Annotated in this window: 17 protein-coding genes; 12 read left to right on the forward strand and 5 right to left on the reverse strand. The window is 69.8% G+C overall.

What is annotated here, in order from left to right; translation table 11 throughout:
• Window positions 1-49 precede the first annotated feature (49 nt).
• Together BM349_RS17550 and BM349_RS17555 are read right to left on the reverse strand one after the other, a co-directional pair.
• Entirely contained in the window at window positions 50-1,792 is a 1,743-nt protein-coding gene (locus BM349_RS17550) for a helicase-associated domain-containing protein (protein WP_091708842.1), read from the reverse strand.
• Entirely contained in the window at window positions 1,793-2,059 is a 267-nt protein-coding gene (locus BM349_RS17555) for a multidrug ABC transporter ATPase (protein WP_091708844.1), read from the reverse strand.
• 109 nt (window positions 2,060-2,168) lie between these two features.
• On the opposite strand from BM349_RS17555, the gene BM349_RS17560 reads away from it, so the two are divergent.
• Both BM349_RS17560 and BM349_RS17565 read left to right on the forward strand, forming a co-directional pair.
• On the forward strand, window positions 2,169-2,552 hold the full coding sequence (locus BM349_RS17560; RefSeq protein ID WP_091708846.1) for a cold-shock protein: 384 nt from the start codon (window positions 2,169-2,171) through the stop codon (window positions 2,550-2,552).
• Window positions 2,536-3,423, forward strand: a complete 888-nt coding sequence (locus BM349_RS17565) for a DUF3027 domain-containing protein (protein ID WP_091708848.1) — start codon at window positions 2,536-2,538, stop codon at window positions 3,421-3,423. The genes BM349_RS17560 and BM349_RS17565 overlap by 17 nt, the downstream gene beginning before the upstream one ends.
• Before the next feature lie 27 nt (window positions 3,424-3,450).
• On the opposite strand, the gene BM349_RS17570 is transcribed toward BM349_RS17565, so the two are convergent.
• Window positions 3,451-4,125: a TetR/AcrR family transcriptional regulator gene (locus BM349_RS17570; protein WP_091708851.1), complete on the reverse strand. Its 675-nt coding sequence runs from the start codon at window positions 4,123-4,125 to the stop codon at window positions 3,451-3,453.
• A 72-nt stretch (window positions 4,126-4,197) separates the two neighbouring features.
• Between BM349_RS17570 and BM349_RS17575 the strand changes: the two genes are divergently transcribed.
• The 6 genes from BM349_RS17575 (at window position 4,198) to BM349_RS17600 (ending at window position 12,726) form a co-directional block, all read left to right on the forward strand.
• Window positions 4,198-6,747 (forward strand): beta-glucosidase family protein, encoded by a 2,550-nt coding sequence (locus BM349_RS17575; RefSeq protein WP_091708853.1) that lies wholly within the window; start codon window positions 4,198-4,200, stop codon window positions 6,745-6,747.
• Between the two features lie 48 nt (window positions 6,748-6,795).
• The gene (locus BM349_RS17580) at window positions 6,796-8,451 is read left to right on the forward strand and encodes an ABC transporter substrate-binding protein (RefSeq protein WP_091708856.1); all 1,656 of its coding nucleotides are present in this window, start codon (window positions 6,796-6,798) and stop codon (window positions 8,449-8,451) included.
• A gap of 88 nt (window positions 8,452-8,539) precedes the next feature.
• Window positions 8,540-9,661, forward strand: coding sequence for an ABC transporter ATP-binding protein (locus BM349_RS17585; RefSeq protein WP_091708858.1), 1,122 nt, complete (start codon window positions 8,540-8,542; stop codon window positions 9,659-9,661).
• Window positions 9,658-10,635, forward strand: coding sequence for an ABC transporter permease (locus tag BM349_RS17590; RefSeq protein ID WP_091708861.1), 978 nt, complete (start codon window positions 9,658-9,660; stop codon window positions 10,633-10,635). Before BM349_RS17585 ends, BM349_RS17590 begins: the two co-directional genes overlap by 4 nt.
• A 1-nt stretch (window position 10,636) precedes the next feature.
• Window positions 10,637-11,638, forward strand: coding sequence for an ABC transporter permease (locus BM349_RS17595; RefSeq protein ID WP_091708863.1), 1,002 nt, complete (start codon window positions 10,637-10,639; stop codon window positions 11,636-11,638).
• A complete protein-coding gene (locus BM349_RS17600; RefSeq protein WP_091708866.1) occupies window positions 11,635-12,726 on the forward strand; it encodes an ABC transporter ATP-binding protein in 1,092 nt (363 codons plus the stop codon). Before BM349_RS17595 ends, BM349_RS17600 begins: the two co-directional genes overlap by 4 nt.
• A gap of 12 nt (window positions 12,727-12,738) precedes the next feature.
• Here BM349_RS17600 and serC read toward each other — a convergent pair whose 3' ends face one another.
• Window positions 12,739-13,851: a phosphoserine transaminase gene (gene serC / locus BM349_RS17605; RefSeq protein ID WP_091708867.1), complete on the reverse strand. Its 1,113-nt coding sequence runs from the start codon at window positions 13,849-13,851 to the stop codon at window positions 12,739-12,741.
• Window positions 13,852-13,978: 127 nt separating this feature from the next.
• Between serC and BM349_RS18825 the strand changes: the two genes are divergently transcribed.
• The 4 genes from BM349_RS18825 to BM349_RS17620 all read left to right on the forward strand — a co-directional run bounded on the left by BM349_RS18825 (window position 13,979) and on the right by BM349_RS17620 (window position 16,996).
• The gene (locus BM349_RS18825) at window positions 13,979-14,116 is read left to right on the forward strand and encodes a hypothetical protein (protein WP_175525355.1); all 138 of its coding nucleotides are present in this window, start codon (window positions 13,979-13,981) and stop codon (window positions 14,114-14,116) included.
• Window positions 14,117-14,278: 162 nt separating this feature from the next.
• Window positions 14,279-14,980, forward strand: a complete 702-nt coding sequence (locus BM349_RS17610) for an iron-dependent transcriptional repressor DtxR (protein WP_091709487.1) — start codon at window positions 14,279-14,281, stop codon at window positions 14,978-14,980.
• A 273-nt stretch (window positions 14,981-15,253) separates the two neighbouring features.
• Window positions 15,254-16,159 carry a M23 family metallopeptidase gene (locus BM349_RS17615; RefSeq protein ID WP_091708870.1) on the forward strand — a complete coding sequence of 302 codons (906 nt, stop codon included), beginning with the start codon at window positions 15,254-15,256 and terminating at the stop codon, window positions 16,157-16,159.
• Between the two features lie 339 nt (window positions 16,160-16,498).
• Entirely contained in the window at window positions 16,499-16,996 is a 498-nt protein-coding gene (locus BM349_RS17620) for an HNH endonuclease (protein ID WP_091708873.1), read from the forward strand.
• Window positions 16,997-17,004: 8 nt separating this feature from the next.
• Here BM349_RS17620 and BM349_RS17625 read toward each other — a convergent pair whose 3' ends face one another.
• A complete protein-coding gene (locus tag BM349_RS17625; RefSeq protein ID WP_091708875.1) occupies window positions 17,005-17,505 on the reverse strand; it encodes a MarR family winged helix-turn-helix transcriptional regulator in 501 nt (166 codons plus the stop codon).
• Window positions 17,506-17,543: the final 38 nt, after the last annotated feature.

Consider the following 17,543-nt stretch of genomic DNA (forward strand, 5'->3'; position numbering starts at 1 on the left):
CGCCGCCTGCGGCGGCTGCTCGACCTCGCCTCGTCTCGCCTCGACGCCCCTACGGGGCATTGACCCAAGACACGGCGACGATGCTCGAGACCGGGAGGGTCCGCTCGACGTCGGCGGCCTTGTCGCGCCCGCGCAGCCGTCCGCCGCCGAGCCCTGACGCCTCGAGGGTGAGCGACCGCTCCGACCCGTCGGGCATCTTCACCACGACGACGATCACCGACTTGTTTCGCACCGCCTGCTCGAGCTCGCGGCCGAGCCAGGCGGCATCGGCATCCGTCTCGTGCCCGGCGCGCAGCGCCGCGATCAGGCGGGCGTACGTGTCGCGGGGCTCGATGTGCGCGGTCGAATCCGCAGCCTTCGCGCGGCGATGCAGCGACTCCGGTGCGCCGCTCTCATCCAGTGCGACCACGGGGTAGCGCGCATCCGCGAGCGACCAGTACACCGCGTCTCGCGTGACCCGGGAGGTGAGCTCGTGCCCGTCCCGCACGAATCCGAGTGGGCGCAGCGCCTGATCGACCAGGATGGTCTCGCGCAGGGCAAGATCGGTCGCCTCCAGCCGGGTCCGGCCGGTTCCGTCATCCGTGCGCACCCGGATCAGACCGTGGCGCGCCGCCGTGCTCTCGACGAGGTAGTCCAGCGGCTGCGGGATGCCGGTCAGCGAGATCCCGCGGAGGAACTCGCGGATCGAATCCGCGGTCTCGCCCTCGGTCATGCCGCCGCCGAGCGAATCAGTGCTGAACCGGTACGTGGATGCCTGCGCGCGGGACTCGCGGGTCGCGATCGTGCGCAGGCGCAGATCGAGCGCCGGAGCCAGCGGCCCCGGCGCGATCGCTGTGAGGTCGGCCTGCAGGTAGACCCGGTCGATCTCGGCCGGAAGGTGGACGGCGAGCTTCTCGGTGTCGGGGGCGCCTCCGGCCCGCAGCGATGCGGTCCACTCCGGCTCGGTGCCCGCGTGGGTCAGCAGGCCCCACGCCTCGGCGATGCGCTGCAGCCGTGCCGCGCGGTCGGTCCATTCGGTGTGCAGCGGGTAGGCGTCCGGCCAGCTCGCCAGCGGGCGGAACCCGCCGTCCTCGGTGCGCAGGCCCGGCGGCAGCGCGCCGCGCAGGCCCTCGGCGACGATCGCCCATCGGTGGGTCGTGGTCGCTTCGAGCCACTGCATCCCGGCGTCGGTCACGACCCACTCGCGACCGAGCGGGGTCACCAGGTCCGCCGCCTCGGCCGCCGCGACGAGGTCGTCGATGTCCTCCGCGGATCCGAGGGCACCGGCATCCGTCAGGCGACGCCTGTCCACCGCGCTGACCGCTCCGGTTCCGGTCCGCGAGAGCGGGGTGTGCAGGCCGGCCAGCAGCACATCCGCGAGGGCGCCCACCGTGGTGAACGCGCGCTCCGCGGCCGCGGCCGCGTCGGTGTCCGTGGCGGGAACGACCGGCGGGCTCGTCGTCTCCGCCTCGAAAGCGTCGGGCCGGGTCGTCGCCACGGCCCGCACGCGTGCGGACACCGCGCCGTACGGTGCCGCGTCGTCGTTCGCGAGGGCGAGGGGCTGGAGCACCTCCAGGTCGGCGGCGGCGAGCGGCGCGCCGTCGACCGCGGCCGCGAGCGAGACGAGTGCGCTCCGGGGCAGGCGCGCGACGGCGCGCTCGACGGATGCCGGATCGAGCAGCCCGGCGGCGGCGTCGAAGAAGTCGTGCCAGTTCGCGGAGGGGATCACGCCACGCTGGGCGAACGTGCGGGCCAGGGCGTCGTCGTCGATCGTCGCCAGCCGGATGGCGAGGGCCCGCTCGTCGGAGACCATTCAGCCCCCTCGGTTGGCTCGCGCCCTCCGCACGAAAGTCATGATGAGCACCGTCAGCAGCAGGGCGAAGGCGAGGATCGGTGCGACGTAGACGACCAATCCGATCACCGGCCAGATTCCTGAGCTGAAGTCCGCGCCTGCGGACGACCCGATCATGATCGCGAAGAAGCACACGATCGACAGGAGCAGAAGACCCAGCGACATGAATGCCAGGATGCGATCGAGGCGGCGGATCGGGACGTCCTCGCCGGGGGTGCGCGTGCTCATTGGGCTCAGCCTATCGGGTGTCCGGAGGTGCCGTAGGCTGGGTGTGGGATCGATCGATCCCCGTTCCACCGTGCCCGCGACGCGAGGCGCACAACCCAGCGAGGTTCCCATGCCCACCGGCAAGGTCAGGTTCTACGACGAGGAGAAGGGGTTCGGCTTCATCGCCTCCGATGACGGCCAGGACGTCTTCCTGCACGCCACCGCCCTGCCTGCGGGAACCACGACGCTGAAGGCCGGAGCTCGCCTCGAGTTCGGTGTGGCGGACGGCAAGAAGGGTCTGCAGGCGCTGTCCGTGCGCGTCCTGGAGGCGCCTCCGAGCCTGTCCAAGGCGCAGCGTAAGCCGGCCGATGACATGGCCATCATCGTTGAGGATCTCGTGAAGCTGCTCGACGGGATCGGCGGAGACCTCCGCCGCGGTCGCTACCCGAGCGGCTCGCACGGCAAGAAGGTCGCCGCCGTGCTCCGCAAGGTCGCCGATGACTTCGACGCCTGAGATCGATCCGACCGCAGAGACCGAGTCGCCGCTCGAGACGGAGCCCACAGCCGACGCCGAGGGCGTCGAGACTGAGACGGCCGAGACTGCCGCTGCGGCATCCGAGCCGATCGATCCGTCGGTCGCCCGCGAGCTCGCGCTCGCAGCGCTGCGTGAGATCACGCCCGCGTCGACGATCGGCGACCCCACCGATTCGGCGGTCGATGCCGACGGAGTGCTGACGCTGCGATTCGCGAACCGGATGCCGGGATACCCGGGCTGGTTCTGGACCGTGAGCCTGGCTCAGGTTCCGGATGCCGCTCCCACGGTGCTCGAGGTCGAACTGACCCCGGGCGAGGGGTCGCTGACCGCACCGGACTGGCTGCCGTGGGCCGAGCGACTCGCCGAGTACCAGGCGGCTCAGGCGGCGCTCGCCGCGGAGGGTCTGGCCACCGACGACCTCGGGCTCGGCGACGACGATGAGGACGACGATCTCGACGACGTGGACGACCTCGACGCGTCGGACTTCGACGACGACGGGTCTCCGATCCTGCACTCGGGCGACGTGGACGGCGTCGACATCGACGAGCTGTCCGACGACGTGGACGACTCCGATGACGAGGATTCGGACGACCTCGACGAGGACGAAGAGTCCGACGAGGACGCGGACGAAGGGTCTGAGGACGACGAAGAGTCCGACGACGAAGCATCCGACGACGACGAAGAGTCCGAGGACGAAGAGTCCGAGGACGAAGATCCCGACGAGGACGCGGACGAAGGGTCTGAGGACGACGAAGAGTCCGACGACGAAGCATCCGACGACGACGAAGAGTCCGAGGACGAAGAGTCCGAGGACGAAGATCCCGACGAGGCCCACGCTCCAGAGTCCTGACGGAGCGCGCTCAGCGACCCCTGAGGCTCAATCCCGCGGCCGCGGGAACGGCGGCGCCTCCTCGCGCGTGGTCAGCCGGTCGACGAGCTCGTCCATGACCTTCTCGACGATGCGCGGCATGTCCACCGCGTCGGGGTCAAGCAGCCACTGCACCTGGAGCCCGTCCATGAGCGCGATCAGCGCGGACGCGTCGTCGCGGACCTCGATGTCGTCGGGATCACGACCGGTGACCTCCGCGAGCACCCCTGCGATCTTGTCGCGCAGTCCGGTGAGGCGGTTGCGGAAGTAGCTCTGCGCAGGATGCCCCTCGGTGACCGATTCGGCCGACAGCACCGTGTAGGTCTGCACGACGCCCGGGCGCGAGATGTTCTCCGTCACGGTGTCGAGCATGTGCCCGAGGAAGGCAGGCCCCTCGGTCTGCGCGCGGCCCGGGACGCCGGCGGCCTCTTCGCCATCGCGATACTGCAGCATCGCGACGAGGAGGGCCTCTTTGCTGCCGAAGTGATGCAGCACGCCCGCGTGGGTCATGCCCGCCTGTTCGGCCACTTCGACCAGCGCGCCCTTGTTGTAGCCGCGCTGACCGAACACCGACATCGCTGCGCGCAGCACCGATTCCCGTCGCTCCAGCGTGCGTGCCTGGGGCTTGGGAACGCGCGGGGGACCGGCCTCCGAGGGGGCGGACGTGCGAGTGTCCGTCGCCATGCGTGCTCCTATCGCTCCGTTACTCAACCGTTACTGAGCTTAACTTACTGACATGTAAGTAAGTGTGCAACGATGGCCACGCACCTCGAGGGCGAGGTGTGTGAATGGAGTATAGGCGTGACCCCGACGGCAACCACCCGTGACCTCGACACCAGCGAGGTCATCGCGGCCGCCGAGCAGATTCCGCTCGAGCGCAAGGTCGAGCTGCTGACCGGCGCGACCACCTGGGCGCTCGCCGCCATGCCCGAGCTGGGTCTGCGCCCGGTCGTGCTCTCGGATGGACCGATCGGCGTCCGCGGCACCGGCGAGGACGGACTCGCCTCGGCGCAGCTGCCCGCTCCGTCGGCGACCGCGGCAACTTGGGACGAGGAACTGCAGCGAGGGATCGCACGGCTCATCGCGGGCGAGGCGGGTCGCAAGGGCGTCGATGTCGTGCTCGCTCCCGTCGTGAACCTGCAGCGGAGCCCGGTCGGCGGACGCCACTTCGAGTGCCTCGCCGAAGACCCGCTTCTGACCGCCCGGCTCGCCACCGCGTACGTCACCGGCCTCCAGGAGGCGGGGGTGGCGGCATCCGTGAAGCACTTCGCGGGCAACGAGACCGAGACCGAGCGCACGAGCTACATCGCCCGGATCGACGAGCGCACCCTGCGCGAGGTCTACCTTGCTCCGTTCGAAGCCCTCGTCGCCGCCGGCGCATGGACGGTCATGGCCGCCTACAACGGGATCGCGATCGACGGGGTCGAGGCGACCGCCACCGCGAACGAACGCCTGCTGCGCGGCATCCTGAAGGACGAGTGGGGCTTCGACGGCGTCGTGGTGAGCGACTGGCTCGCGACCCGTGACACGGATGCTGCGGCATCGGCGGGCTTGGATCTCGTTATGCCCGGTCCGGGCGGACCGTGGGGCGAGAAGCTCGTCGCCGCCGTGCGTGAGGGCCGCGTGCCCGAGTCGGTCATCGACGACAAGGTCGCCCGCATCCTGCGGCTCGCCGGCCGCGTCGGCGCGCTCGCCGGCGCCGAGCCCCGAGACGCCGGGCCCGACCCCGATTCGCCCGAGGTCGTCGCGTTCCTGCGCGAAGCCGCGGCGCGGGCGACGGTCGTGCTGCGCAACAGCGTCCGCGACACGGCAGCTCCGCGGGCGCGCGGCATCCTGCCCCTCGACCCCGCCGAGGCCCGCCGCATCGCCCTCATCGGGCACAACGCCGTCGAGCCGTTCGTCCAGGGCGGCGGCAGCGCTTTCGTCACGCCTCCGCATGTCTCGCAGCCCCTCGACGCTCTGCGCGCCGCGTTCCCCGACGCCGCGGTCACGCTGCACCGCGGCGGCTCGACGACCGTCGGTGCGCCGGCCCTCGCCGCATCCGAGGTGCGCACCCCCGACGGCGACCCCGGGATCCTCGTCGAGCAGTTCGACGATGGCGGTGCGTGCATTGCGTCGACGATCGTGCCGGATGCCGCGGCCCTGTGGCTCCCGATCCACGATCGTGCGACCGCGGTGCGGGCCAGCACGCACATCGCGCTCGACGCTCCAGGACGCCACACGATCGAGATCGCCCCGGTCGGGGCGCACCGTGTGCGGGTGGACGGCGTGCAGATCGGCGAGTCCACGCGTGTGGTCGGCTCCGAGGTCGTGCTCGACTCCAGCTATCACAACCCGCCCGCCCATCTGGTCGACCTCGACGTCGAGGAGGCGCTGACCGTGAGCGTCGAGATCGACGCGCAGATCGTGGATGCCGAGGCGTACGGTCGCTTCGTCCGCGCTCACCTGCGCCACCGTGCGCCGGGTCGGAGCCTCGACGAGGAGATCGCCGACGCCGTCGTCGCCGCCACCGCGGCCGATGTCGCCGTCGTGGTGGTCGGCACCAACCCCGAGACGGAGTCGGAGGGCTGGGACCGGCCCGATCTCGAGCTGCCGGGGCGGCAGAACGAACTCGTCCGCAGGGTTGCTGCGGCGAACCCGAACACGATCGTCGTGGTCAACGCGGGCGCGCCCGTGCTGCTGCCATGGCTGGACGAGGTCGCGGCGGTGCTGTGGTGGTGGCTGCCCGGCCAGGAGGCGGGCGCGTCACTCGCTGCCGTCCTCACCGGAGAGATCGAGCCGTCCGGCCGGCTGCCGTGGACGCTGCCCGCCGACATGGCCGACGTGCCGGTGCCGCACGGGACGCCCGTCGACGGTTCGATCCGGTACACGGAAGGCCTCGACGTGGGCCACCGTGCCTGGGACCGCCGCGGGCTCACGCCGGCGCGCGAGTTCGGATACGGACTCGGGTACGCCCGGTGGTCGTACGACCGATTCGCTGTAGCGGCAGCGGATCGCGGTGGTCTGCTCGCCCGAGTGGACATCACCAATCGCTCCGCACGGGACGGCCGCGAGGTCGTGCAGGTGTACCTGTCTGCGGACGGGTCCGACCCCGACCGTCCCGTGCGGTGGCTCGCCGGCTTCGCCGTCGCCGATGTGGCGGCGGGCGAGACGGCCACGATCGACATCCTCATCGAACGGCGCTCACTGCAGAGCTGGTCGACGGATGCCTCGGACTGGATCACCCCGCCCGGCGCATACCGCGTCTCGGTCGGTCGATCCAGCCGAGATCTCCGCCTCGAAGCCGTGCATACGGTCGACGGCTGAACTCCATCCCACAACCCCGGAATCACCCCAGATGCAAGGAGGCATTTCATGAAAACGCGCAGGATCGCAACACTCCTCGCCGGTGCGGCCGCATTGGCCCTCATCGCCACCGGATGCGCCGCCGGAGGCGGCTCGAACGGCGGAACGTCCGACGCGGTGCTCACCGTCGGCATGCCCAACGGGCCTCAGCAGCCCAACCAGAACCCGCTCGCCACCGGCTCGGCATCCCTCTCGCTCGGCTACGCGTTCGCGGTGTACGAGTCGCTCATGCAGGTCAACGACGTCACGCCGACGGATCCCCCCACTCCCTGGCTCGCCGAATCGGTCGAATGGAACGAAGACTCCACGCAGGCGGTCATCACCGCACGCGAGGGGGTCAAGTGGTCGGACGGCGAGGACTTCACGGCCGACGACATCGCGTTCTCGATCCAGCTCCGCAAGGACAACCCCGAGCTGAACGCGGACTTCCCCGATCAGTACGGCGACATCTCGGTCGACGGCAACCAGGTCACCGTCGGGTTCACGTCGGGTCAGTTCGTCAACCAGGCGAAGCTCTACAAGCTCCTCATCGTGCCCGAGCACCTCTGGGCCGATCAGGATGCGGTGACCTGGACAGACGACGAGATGATCGGCACCGGCCCGTACAAGCTCAAGACGTTCACCCCCCAGTCGGTGACGCTCGAGCCGAACGCGGACTACTGGGGCACGAAGCCGCAGGTGGCCGAGCTGCGCTACGACGCGTTCAACGACAACACCGGACTGACCACCGCACTGACCACGGGTGAGGCGCAGTGGGGCTGGGTGTTCATCCCCGACTACGAGAACACCTACATCGCGAAGGACCCGGAGAACAACCACCAGGTCGCCGGCGGCGGCTTCGGCGTGGACGTGCTCTACCTCAACAACGAGACCAAGCCGTTCAACAACCCGGCGTTCCGCCAGGCGCTGAACATGGTCGTGGACCGCTCCGACATCTCCAAGACCGCCGGTTACGGCGTGTGGCCCGAGATCACGAGCGTCACCGGTCTGCCGCAGCCCTCGGGCGACGCGTACATCTCGGAGGCGTACGCCGGCCAGAACCTGTCGGTCGACGTCGACGGCGCGAAGGCGATCCTCGAGGATGCCGGTTACACGTGGGACGGCGAGGCGCTCGTCGACCCCGACGGCGAGAAGGTCTCGTTCGTGCTGACCAACCCGTCGGGCTGGACCGATTACCTCGACGCGCTCGGCATCATCTCCGAGGGAGCGAAGTCCCTCGGGGCCGAGGCCACCGTCGAGCCCATCGTCGCGGACACGTGGTTCAACGACACGATCCCGTTCGGCAACTTCCAGGCGTCGCTGCACTGGACCGACGGCGGCACCACGCCGTGGAACATGTACTCGAACATCATGGACGGCGCCTCGTACGTGCCGCTCGGTGAGACGGCGACGTGGAACTTCGGCCGGTACCAGAACGACGAGGTCACGAAGGCGCTCGGCGAGTTCAAGACCGGAACGGGTGACGTCCAGGCCGCTCTCGATGTGGTGCAGCAGCGCTTCGTCGAGGACGTGCCGGGTCTGATCATCTGGTCGCGTCCCGCCGTCGCGCAGTACTCGACGGCGAACTACACCGGGTTCCCGACCGCGGATGACCCGTACGCGAACCCGCAGCCGACGGGGCCGCAGGCGGCGCTGATCCTGTCCAAGCTCGTGCCGACGGAGTAACCGGCGCGGCCGACGACCAGAATCGGTACGGCGGGTGCGAGATCGCGCCCGCCGTACCGATCCCTCCGACTCCCACGACTGTGATGCCATGACCTCCCTCCCCCCGGATCGCGTCGGCTACGGCCGCATCCTCCCCGGCGACGCCGCCACGGTCCTCCAGGCCGTGCAGCTCAGCAAGCACTTCCGCCATCGCGGGCGGCGCGTGGTGCACGCGGTGGACGACGTGGACCTCGAGCTGCAGAAGGGCCGCGTCGTCGCGCTCGTCGGCGAGTCCGGCTCGGGCAAGTCCACGATCGCCCGGCTGCTCGCCCAGCTCATGCCGGCGACCTCGGGCACGATCCTGCTGCACGGCGAAGACGCGCGCGTACGTGGGCAGCGGGCGTTCCGGCGCTACGTCGGCCGCGTGCAGATGATCTTCCAGGACCCGTTCGGGTCGCTGAACCCGGTGCACACCGTGCGCTACGTGCTCACCCGCAGCCTGCGCATCCATCGCGGCCGGCTCCGCGGCGATGAGCTCGAGGCGGCGCTCGCGGAGCTGCTGGGCCGGGTGCAGCTCACCCCCGCCGAGCGCTACATCGACAAGTTCCCGCACGAACTGTCGGGCGGTCAGCGCCAGCGGGTCGCGATCGCACGCGCGCTCGCGGCGAACCCCGAGGTGCTCCTGGCCGATGAGCCGATCTCGATGCTCGACGTGTCGATCAGGCTCGGCATCCTGAACCTGCTTCGCGACCTGCGCGACCGCCTCGGCATCGCGATCCTGTACATCACGCACGACATCGCCTCGGCCCGGTACTTCGCCGACCGCACCATGGTGATGTACGCGGGTCGTGTGGTCGAAACCGGGGACTCGGAGTCGGTCACGCAGGATCCGAAGCACCCGTACACCCAGCTGCTGATCCGCTCGGCGCCCGACCCGGACGACCTCGAGGCCCGGGCGCGCGGGGCGCGCGGCGAGGCGCCGAGTCTCGTCGACCCGCCAAGCGGATGCCGCTTCAATCCGCGCTGCCCGTTCGCCACCGAGGTGTGCCGCACCGAGACGCCGCCGCTCATGCCGGTCGGCGAGGGCCGCGAAGCCGCGTGCTGGGGGTACTCCGACCGGGACGACCGGCCGGTGCTCGGCTCGGTGCTCGACACGTACGGCGAGCGACCCGCGATCGATGTCAGCGCGATCCTCGACGGGGATGCCGCCACAGAGGGGGCCCGCCCGTGAGGTACTTCGTCCGGCGCTTCATCTTCTACGTCATCACCTTCTGGGCGGCGGTGACGATCAACTTCTTCATCCCGCGGATCATGCCCGGCGACCCGGTGAGCGCCCTCATCGCGAAGAACCAGGGCCGGATCTCGCCGGAGGCCGCCGAGTCGCTGCGGGTGCTGTTCGGACTCGATCAGGACGTGTCGCTCTGGCAGCAGTACCTCAACTACTGGAACCTGCTGCTGCACGGCGAGCTGGGCCGCTCGTTCACGTATTCGGCGCCGGTCATCGATGTGATCCAGACCGCGCTGCCTTGGACGATCGGACTCGTCGGCATCGCCACCGTGATCAGCTTCACCGTCGGCACGCTCATCGGCACCGGCATCGGCTGGCGCCGCGGCACGTGGGCGGACTCGCTCCTGCCGATCTCGACGTTCTTCTCGTCGGTGCCGTACTTCTGGCTCGCGCTGATAGCGATCTCGATCTTCTCGGTCACCCTGGGCTGGTTCCCCGCATCCGGCAGCTACAACCGCTCGATGGTGCCCGAGCTGTCGTGGGAGTTCATCGGGTCGGTGATCTACTACGGCACGCTGCCCGCCCTGACGATCGTGGTCGCCTCGATCTCGGGCTGGATCCTCGGCATGCGCAACATGATGGTCACGGTCTCGTCCGAGGACTACGTCACGGTCGCGCAGGCCAAGGGCCTGTCCGAGCGTCGCGTGCGGTTGGGCTACGCCGCCCGCAACGCGATCCTGCCGCAGCTGTCGAGCTTCGCGCTCTCGCTCGGCTTCATCGTGGGCGGAACGCTCATCATGGAGATCGTCTTCTCCTACCAGGGCATCGGCTACTACCTGTTCACCGCCGTCGCCGCGAAGGACTACCCGCTGATGCAGGGCATCTTCCTCATCATCACGATCGCGGTGCTGCTGGCCAACATCGCCGCGGACGTCGCCTACGGCTTCCTCGATCCGCGCACCCGTCAGGAGGGCTGAGATGACCATCGACACCTCGATCGTCGAAGAGTCGGCGGAGGTGAGCCTCGACGCCACGGCGCCGTCATCCACGTCGACCAAGCGCCGGTTCCTGTTCCTGCGCAATCGCAAGGCGATCGCGGGGATGCTGATCCTCGCGTTCTTCCTGCTGATCGCGGTCATCGGACCATGGATCGCCCCGTACGACCCGAGCGCGCGCAGCGACGCCATCCTGCAGCCGCCGTCGTGGGAGCACTGGTTCGGCACGACGCACCTCGGGCAGGACGTGTTCTCGCAGCTGCTCGTCGGCACGCGGCCGGTGATGGTCGTCGGGTTCGTGGCAGGCATCGTCGCGACCGGGATCGGCGTGATCGTCGGGGTCACCGCCGGCTACATCGGCGGGTTCGGCGACGAGGGCCTCTCGGTGCTCGCGAACGTGTTCCTCGTGATCCCGCAGCTTCCGCTCATCATCATCATCGCGGGCCAGCTGCCGAGCGCCGGCGGCATCACCGTGGCCCTCGTGATCGCGATCACCGGGTGGGCGTGGGGCGCTCGCGTGCTGCGCGCTCAGACCCTCTCGCTCCGACGGCGCGACTTCGTCGAGGCGGCGCGCGCGAACGGCGAGAGCACGTGGCGCATCATCACCGCCGAGATCCTGCCGAACCTGACCGCGATCATCGCGTCCGGGTTCATCGGGACCGTCGCGTTCGCCGTCCTCTCGCTGATCACGCTGTCGTTCATCGGCATCAGCACCGGCAGCGAATGGAACTGGGGCGTCGTGCTCTACTGGGCGCAGCAGCAGCTCGCGCTCCAGCGCGGCGCGTGGTGGTGGTTCGTGCCCGCCGGCCTGTGCATCGCGCTGCTGGGCATGTCGCTCACGATGATCAACTTCGGCATCGATGAGTTCGTCAACCCGCGCCTGCGCTCCACCGGGCTCAACGCCCGCTCGCTGCGCAAGCGCGGCATCCAGCCTCGCATCGGGTTCACCCCGGTCGTCCGCGAGGCTCGGGAGGACCGCGCATGAGCCTGACCGCGCCAGCACGATTCGAACGGGCGACCGTTCCCGATCCGGTGCTCGAGATCAGCAACCTCTCCGTCGACTACGGCTTCGACGACGATCCCACGCACGTCCTGCGACAGGTGTCGCTTACGCTCGGGCGAGGCGAGGTGCTGGGGCTCGCAGGGGAATCGGGATGCGGCAAGTCGACGCTCGCGTATGCGGCCACGCGTCTGCTGCCTCCGCCGGGACTGATCACCGGCGGCCAGGTGTGGTTCACCGGCCGGGACGGGGTGCGCACCGACATCCTGTCCCTGGACGATGCCGAGTTGCGCGCCTCCCGATGGCAGGACATGGCGATCGTGTTCCAGGGCGCGATGAACTCGCTGAACCCGGTCTACCGCGTCGCCAGGCAGATCGTCGACGGCATCATCGCCCACCGCCCGGAATGGTCGCCGAAGCGTGCAGAGGAGCGCGCGGCCGAGCTGTTCGAGATGGTCGGCATCGCGCCGGACCGGCTGCGGTCGTATCCGCACCAGCTCTCGGGAGGCATGCGCCAGCGGGTCATGATCGCGATGGCGCTCGCCCTCGAGCCGCAGGTGCTCATCATGGACGAGCCCACCACCGCCCTGGATGTCGTCATGCAGCGGCAGATCGTGGAGCAGATCGCCGAGCTGCGCGACCGGCTCGGCTTCTCGGTCATCTTCATCACGCACGACGTGTCGCTGCTCATCGAGATCGCCGACCGGATTGCGATCATGTACGCCGGCGAGATCGTGGAGGACGCGACCGCGCAGGACCTCTACCGCCGGCCCCGGCATCCCTACTCGGACGCGCTGCTGCACTCCTTCCCGCCGCTGCGCGGCGCGCGGCGAGAGCTGACGGGCATCCCCGGCTCGCCGCCGGATCTGTCCAATCTGCCCCCTGGGTGCCCCTACGCGGCGCGCTGCCCGTTCGCATGGGAGCCGTGCCACTCGGTCGAACCGCAACTGACCTCGACGCGCGTCGAGGGGGATGACCCCGCGCGCTCCGTCGCGTGCCTGCGACACGACCGGGCTCGGGTCATCGCGGCCGGCTTCGAGCCCAGGCCCGTGCCCGAGGAGCTCGCCCGCTGAGTCCGCGGCGGGTCAGCGGTTCGCGAGGATGAAGTCGATGCTGCGGATGAGCTGACGCACGTCGTCGGGCTCGATCGAGACGAAGGTCGCGACCCGCAGCTGGTTGCGGCCGAGCTTGCGGTACGGCTCGGTGTCGACCACGCCGTTCGCGCGCAGCGTGGCGGCGATGGATGCCGCATCCACGGTGTCGTCGAAGTCGATCGTCACGACCACGGGGGAGCGGTCTGCGGGGTCGGCGACGAACGGCGTCGCGACATCGGAGGCCTCGGCCCAGTCGTACAGTACGCCGGAGGATTCGCGCGTGCGGGCATCGGCCCACGCGAGGCCGCCGTTGCCGAGGATCCACTGCAGCTGCTCGTCCAGCAGGAACAGGGTCGACAGCGCGGGGGTGTTGAGGGTCTGGTTCAGGCGCGAGTTGTCGAGCGCGTTCTTCAGGCTCAGGAACTCGGGGATGTACCGGCCGGATGCCGCCACCCGCTCGATCCGCTCGATGGCGGCGGGCGAGACCACGGCGAACCACAGGCCGCCGTCGGAGCCCAGGTTCTTCTGCGGAGCGAAGTAGTAGACGTCGGTCTGCGCGATGTCCAGCTCGATGCCGCCGGCGGCACTGGTCGCGTCGATCACGGTCAGCGCGCCGTCGTCGCCGTGCACGCGGGCGATCGGCGCCGAGACGCCGGTGGAGGTCTCGTTGTGGGGCCAGGCGTACACGTCGACGCCCTCGACGGGCTCAGCCGAAGTGCGGGTGCCTGCTCGCACCTCGCGGACGTCGGGTGCCTCGAGCCACGGCGCCTTCGCGGCGGCGGCGAACTTGCCCCCGAACTCGCCGAACACGAGGTTCTGGCTGCGCAGCTCGATCAGGCCGAAGGCGGCGGCATCCCAGAACGCGGTCGATCCGCCGTTGCCGACGATCACCTCGTAGCCCTCGGGGATGCGGAACAGGTCCGCGAGGTGGGAGCGCACGTCGCCGACCAGGTTCTTGACCGGCGCCTGGCGGTGCGAGGTGCCCAGCAGCGCCGCTCCGCGAGCCGTCAGCGCCTCCAGCTGCGCGTCACGCACCTTCGACGGTCCGCAGCCGAAGCGTCCGTCGGCGGGCAGGAGGTCACTCGGAATCACGAGGTGCGGCATCCCTCGATTCTACGGTCGGGTCGATCGGCGCCCCTGTCCGTGTGACACCGCGTGAAGCACGCGTGCACGGCGCGGGTTAGGGTTGCGGCACGGGGCCCGGTCGGGCTCCCGAACAGAGGGCGTCACCGTGTCAGACAAGTCCCCGAAGAAGTCATCGAGCAAGACCGCCGCGTCGAGCACGCTCAAGGAGAAGCGTGCCGCCAAGAAGGCGAAGGTCGAACACCGCGCCGGCAACGACGTCAGCGAAGCCACGCACCGCAAGTAGCCTCACCTGCTCGGTCTCATCCTCTCGTGATCGCTGCGAAGGGGTGGCGTTCGTCGCGCCCGCGGGCCGCCGGCGCGCGGCCGCGCGGCCCTGCAGCCCGGCCTCGCAGGGGTGGGATTTGGATAGGCTGGCCTTGCACCGATTCCGCGTCTGCGAGGCATGATGACCGACCTGATCGACACGACAGAGATGTATCTGCGCACGATCCTCGAGCTCGAGGAAGAGGCGATCGTTCCTCTTCGTGCGCGTATCTCGGAGCGACTGGGCCACTCCGGACCGACGGTGTCGCAGACCGTGGGTCGGATGGAGCGCGACGGCCTCGTCGTGGTCTCCGACGACCGCACGCTGGAGCTCACGGATGCGGGCCGTCAGAAGGCCGTCGACGTCATGCGCAAGCACCGGCTCGCGGAGCGGCTGCTCTCGGATGTGATCGGCCTCGACTGGGCGTACGTGCACGAAGAGGCCTGCCGCTGGGAGCACGTCATGAGCGAGCAGGTCGAGCTTCGGCTCGTCGAGCTGCTGGGCCACCCCACCGAGTCGCCGTACGGCAACCCGATCCCCGGGCTCGCCCAGCTGGGCGACATGCCGGCCAAGGAGTTCGAGCAGGGCGTCATCGGGCTCGTGCGCCGGCTGAACGAGAACGGCGGGCCGATCACCGGCACCGTGCGGCGCCTGGCCGAACCCGTGCAGGTCGACCCCGAGCTGCTGCAGCAACTCAAGGGCGCCGGCGTGATGCCCGGAGCGTCCGGCGACTACCGCTACAGCGAGGGCTACGTGCTCGTGCAGATGGACGGCAACGACGAGGGTCTCGAGCTGCCCGTAGAAGTCGCCTCGCACATCTTCCTGGTCGACGACCGGCGCTGAAGAACCCGGCCGCCGACACGGCGCACAGGGCGTGTGCGGCGCCCGACACGCCGCACACACGACACGCCCAGGCACTTGCCAGGCCCTCAACGTGACATATTCGTTACCTTCGGGTAGCGTGAAAGTGTCCACAGGCGAGAAGCCCGCCGTCGGATTCCACACGGATTGCCTCACCGGCTCGTCGTCCGCGTGGTCAAGCCCGCATATCGTGCCCCGAACACCGAATGCCGACGAGCCAGCGCCCCACAGCGCAGAGGCGCCGGAGGACCCCCATTGGCTGAAGACATAAATTCGTCCGCGAACGAGCCCCACAGCGACGAGACGAGTCTCACGCGCCGTGCCCGCGGACGAACCGCTCCTGCGCCGCGATCCGTGCTCGGCAAGTCCGCGGCGACGCGACCCAAGAAGGAGAAGGCCCCGCGCACCGCGCCGGCACGCCGTCCCTCAGGTCGCAAGGCCCGCCCCGTCCGCAGTCTCGTCATCCTCGCGATGGTCGGTGGGCTCGTCGCCACCGTCGCGCTTCCCGCATACGGCGCCTGGCGCGCCCCGGCGGATGCCCTCACGCTCCAGCAGGTTGCGGCCGACGACGCTCAGTCGCTCGTGGTCGCCTCCGACTCGGCGAACACCGAGCTCGCTCGCGACAGCTACTCCGCGACCACCCAGGCCGAGATCGACCAGAAGAAGGCCGAAGCCGCCGCCGCGGAAGCCGCCGCCGCCCGCGCGCGCCTCAGCTCGTCGGTCTCCGCGGGGCTCCCCGTCAACATCGCGCTGGTCTCGCCCGGCACCGGCGAGGTGCGCTGGCCGATCCTGAACTTCACCCTCGGACGCGGTCTGTGGGACTCCGGCTACCACCAGGGCGTCGACCTGCTCTCCTCGTGCGGCGAGCCCATCTACGCCACCGCAGCCGGCATCGTCAGCGTCTCGCAGGAGAGCTATGGCGGATACGGCGTCGCGATCTCGATCGACCACGTGCTCGGCGGCCAGTCCGTCAACAGCCTCTACGGCCACATGACCTACGGCAGCCGTCAGGTCGAGGCCGGCCAGGCCGTGCAGGCGGGCCAGCTTATCGGCCTCGTCGGCTCCACCGGCAGCTCCACCGCGTGCCACGTGCACTTCGAGATCCACATCAACGGCACGGTCGTGGACCCCTGGGCCTGGCTGCAGGCCAACGCGGGCTGAGCCTGATTCCTCCGAAGGGCGGATGCTTCGGCATCCGTCCTTCGACACGCCCCGTGTCGTTCACCTGGCGCTGCGGCCCCGATCCGCGACGCGTGCGTTAGCCTGAAACCCGACGCTGAGAGAAGCGGAGGGGAGCTGATGGGCTGCACACCACGCATCCGAACCATGGATGCGCTTGGACGCCTCGTCCTTCGGCATCACGCGAGTGGATGCCGCGGCATTGCCGTGGCGCCAAGGCGCTGTCTGTTGTAGACAGCGCCTTTTTCGTGCCCCTGCGCGCCTCGAATCGTCGTAGTCGAATCACCGGGAAGCCGTCCCGGCCGTTCGAGAGGATGAGGAATGCGCACTCTGGTGCTCAATGCGGGCTATGAGCCGCTCGCTGTCGTGTCGTTCAAGCGGGCCATCGTGCTCGTGATGAACGAGAAGGCCGTCGTCGTCGAGCATGTCGACGGCGAACCCGTCTGGGCCGCGCGGGGGTCGTACGAACGCCCCGCGGTGATCCTGCTGACGCGCTACGTGCGCGTCCCAGGAGGCCGCCACATCCCGGTCACCAGACGCGGAGTGCTGCGCCGTGACGTGCACCGGTGCGGGTACTGCGGGAAGGCGGCATCCACGATCGATCACATCCTTCCGCGCTCGCGCGGCGGGGCGGACTCGTGGGAGAACCTGGTCGCGTGCTGCCTGCGCTGCAACAACGTGAAGGGCGACCGCACGCCGCAGGAGATGTCGTGGGAGCTGCGCATCACCCCGCGGCCGCCACGGGGCGTGCAGTGGACCGTGCGGGGCACGGACCGCACCGACCCGTGCTGGGAGCCGTACCTGGCGCTGGCCGCCTGACGCTCCGGCTACTCGTCGCCGAGCACGCGCAGCCAGCGCTCGAGCAGCAGTTCGAGGCGGGCGGCATCGGCGCGGCCGATCTCGGCGATGAGGCGGTGCTCGTTGTCCATGTGCGCCGCGAAGGCGGCATCGATCACCTCGAGGCCGGCGGGGGTCAGCGCGATGATGCGCTGGCGGGCATCCGCTGATCCCGCGCGCCGCTCGACGAGTCCCTTCGCGACGAGCCGATCGACGCGCTTGGTCAGGCCTCCGGTCGTGATCATGGTGTGGTTCGCCAGGTCGCCGGCGGCACGGGCGTACGGCGCCCCGGAACGGCGCAGCGTGGCGAGCACGTCGAAGTCGCCCTCGTTCAGGCCGTACTTGCCGTAGACCGCCACGAGCTCCTCGGTCAACAGCGCGGCGACCCGGTGCAGGCGGCCGATGACCCCCTGCGGCGAGGTGTCGAGCTCGGGCCGCTCGCGGCGCCACTCGGCCTGGATCCGGGCCACGCGGTCGGGGGAGGCTTCCATGGAGTCGATATTATCTTGCCGGTAAGATAAACTGTCTT

The organism is Microbacterium sp. cf046 (assembly GCF_900114345.1).
In the GTDB taxonomy this organism is placed as follows: Bacteria; Actinomycetota; Actinomycetes; order Actinomycetales; family Microbacteriaceae; genus Microbacterium.